This window comes from Janthinobacterium sp. BHSEK, from assembly GCF_056174685.1.
The window spans coordinates 1-2,250 of sequence record NZ_JBWBYV010000164.1; the positions used below are offsets into that span (position 1 = coordinate 1).

Genomic DNA, 2,250 nt, shown 5'->3' on the forward strand with positions numbered 1-2,250 from the left:
GGCCTGGGCTGCGCGCAGGAGGGAGGGTGTACCGGCCGAAGCGCTCCTTGCTGGCGTCCAGCGCTACGCGAATTACGTCCTGCTATCGCGCACCGAGCCGCAATTCACGAAACAGCCGGCCACGTTCTTCGGGCCGGGCGAGCACTACAAGGCCGACTGGGCAGTCGGTGCAACGCAAACACAGAAAGGCGTCATCCATGGAAACTTTGGCAAGCAGGATTACCACAAGGGCGTTGGGGCAGATGGCACCTTTTGAAGGAAAGAAGCGCTTCGCCAGCGCGCAGATCGAGCGCTGCCCGATGCACGGTGAGTACACGGCCATGCTGATTCGCGGCGCCTGGTCCGGCTGCCCTGGCTGCATGAACGTCGAGGACCAGGTGCGCGAGGCAGAGCAGCGCGCCGCCTGGCGCCTGGAGCTCAAGGCGCGCGAATGGAGCGCCAAGCTCGGTCGTGCTGCCATTCCCGAGCGTTTTGCTGATCGCCGCCTTGAATCGTACCGGCCGGATTGCCCTGGCGCTGAGCGCGCGCTGGCGGTGGCCACCCGTTACGCCGAGAACTTCGAAGACGCACGGGCCACTGGCGCGTGCTTGATCTTCGCCGGGGATGTCGGTACCGGCAAGACCCACCTGGCCGTGGGCATTGCCCACCACATCATGGGGCATGGCCGCCAAGCCGTATTCACGTCGGTGATGCGCGCGGTGCGCTCCGTCAAGGAAACCTACGCCAAGGGCGCCGGCCGCACCGAGGCGCAGGCTATCCGCGACTTGGTCGAGCCGGATCTGCTGATCCTCGACGAGGTGGGCGTGCAGCACGGCAGCGACACGGAAAAGCTGATCCTGTTCGAGATCATCAACGGCCGCTATGAGGCGGCGCGCCCGACCATCGTCATTAGCAACCTCGACGCGGCCGGCCTGGAGCAGTTCCTGGGCGAGCGTGCCTTCGACCGATTGCGAGAAGGCGGCGGCAGGCTGGTGGTCTTCGATTGGGAATCGCACAGGGGGAAACGCCCGCGCGTCCCGGCTGCGAATGCCGCTCAGGATTTGCCAGAGGCACCGCCGCACTGCGCAAGGGCCATGGTCGCTACGAAGTGACGTACACATAAAAAAACGGCTTAAAAGGCTTCAAATGAAAAATCAAGAAACCAAAATTGCAGCAAACAAACGCCTGGCCGAGCTGCTGGGCTGGTCCAGCATTGTCGAGGTGGGCGGCGCCCTGGTCGGCACGCCGCGGCCGGGCGCGGCCGCAAGCCGTGGACAGGCGCTGGTGCCCGACTGGATGGGCGACTGGGCTGCAGCCGCGCCGCTGCTCGCACAGTTCGAGATCCGGCTGATGCCGATGTCGGCGGGCGTCGATGCCGCCGGCTTCCTGGAGTGGTACCGGCTCTATCCGGACAGGGACGCCGCGGCCCGTGCAGCAATCGTCAAGGCGGTCACGCATCGCCTGGAGAAAGCGCGATGATGGCCCGTGGCTTGCAGGCGCTGGGCCGCCTCAAGGTCGGCGCCATGAACCAGACCGAAGCGGCATACGCCAGGACGCTGGAGCAGCGTAAGGCCGCCGGCGAGGTGGCTTGGTACAAGTTCGAGGGCCTGAAATTTCGCTTGGCGGACAACACTTTTTACACGCCGGATTTTGCCGTACAGCTGGCCGACGGCGCGCTGGAGGCGCACGAAGTGAAAGGGCATTGGCAAGACGATGCACGCGCGAAGATCAAGATCGCGGCCGACATGTACCCGCTGCGATTCATCGCCGTGCAGGCGCTGCCGAAGAAGGCGGGCGGCGGTTGGAAAACGGAGGATTTCTGATGGGTGCGAACAAGAAGCCCCGCAAGCGATACATCCCGAAGCCGGCCGTGCTGCCGGCGGGCCTGCGCCAAGACGTGGCCTTCGAAATGCCTGGCTTCCAGGCCAGCGAGGCGATGGGGAAGGGGCACTTCCAGGAGCAACACGTCTACGACCTGCTGAGTAACGCCGATATGGCGCGCCGCATTGCGCCAGCTGGCCATGCCATTCTGCCGGTGGCCCAGGCGATGGTCGAGGCGATTGCCGAGATTCAAGCGCGCGCCCAGCGCACGGGCACCTTCGGCGTCAACGGCGATGAAATGCGCGTGCTGCGTGATGGCGTCGGCAAGACTATGGCCTTCCTGCGCGGCGTGCCGAATGTCGCAATTGCACGCGCTGGCTTGGCAGCCGTGCGCGAATTCAACCGCACCGGCGTGCTGCGTGTGTGAGCGATACCATAGATTGGCAGGGC

Annotated in this window: 5 protein-coding genes; all 5 read left to right on the forward strand. The window is 65.1% G+C overall.

Annotation, left to right across the window (positions count from 1 at the left end; translation table 11 throughout):
* On the forward strand, positions 1–256 hold a 256-nt coding region (locus AC0V2Y_RS27910; RefSeq protein ID WP_475417883.1), incomplete at its 5' end, for a hypothetical protein.
* A complete protein-coding gene (locus AC0V2Y_RS27915; RefSeq protein ID WP_475417882.1) occupies positions 198–1,091 on the forward strand; it encodes an ATP-binding protein in 894 nt (297 codons plus the stop codon). The genes AC0V2Y_RS27910 and AC0V2Y_RS27915, both read left to right, overlap by 59 nt.
* A gap of 34 nt (positions 1,092–1,125) precedes the next feature.
* Positions 1,126–1,458, forward strand: a complete 333-nt coding sequence (locus AC0V2Y_RS27920; protein ID WP_475417881.1) for a hypothetical protein — start codon at positions 1,126–1,128, stop codon at positions 1,456–1,458.
* The gene (locus AC0V2Y_RS27925) at positions 1,455–1,802 is read left to right on the forward strand and encodes a PDDEXK family nuclease (protein WP_475417880.1); all 348 of its coding nucleotides are present in this window, start codon (positions 1,455–1,457) and stop codon (positions 1,800–1,802) included. Before AC0V2Y_RS27920 ends, AC0V2Y_RS27925 begins: the two co-directional genes overlap by 4 nt.
* Positions 1,802–2,227: a hypothetical protein gene (locus tag AC0V2Y_RS27930; RefSeq protein ID WP_475417879.1), complete on the forward strand. Its 426-nt coding sequence runs from the start codon at positions 1,802–1,804 to the stop codon at positions 2,225–2,227. Before AC0V2Y_RS27925 ends, AC0V2Y_RS27930 begins: the two co-directional genes overlap by 1 nt.
* Positions 2,228–2,250 lie beyond the last annotated feature (23 nt).

What these genes read in the sequence shown, in the direction of transcription:
- AC0V2Y_RS27915 (WP_475417882.1), top strand. Translation starts at nt 198, where the DNA reads ATGGAAACTTTGGCAAGCAGGATTACCACAAGGGCGTTGGGGCAGATG.
- AC0V2Y_RS27925 (WP_475417880.1), top strand. Translation starts at nt 1,455, where the DNA reads ATGATGGCCCGTGGCTTGCAGGCGCTGGGCCGCCTCAAGGTCGGCGCC.
- AC0V2Y_RS27920 (WP_475417881.1), top strand. Translation starts at nt 1,126, where the DNA reads ATGAAAAATCAAGAAACCAAAATTGCAGCAAACAAACGCCTGGCCGAG.
- AC0V2Y_RS27930 (WP_475417879.1), top strand. Translation starts at nt 1,802, where the DNA reads ATGGGTGCGAACAAGAAGCCCCGCAAGCGATACATCCCGAAGCCGGCC.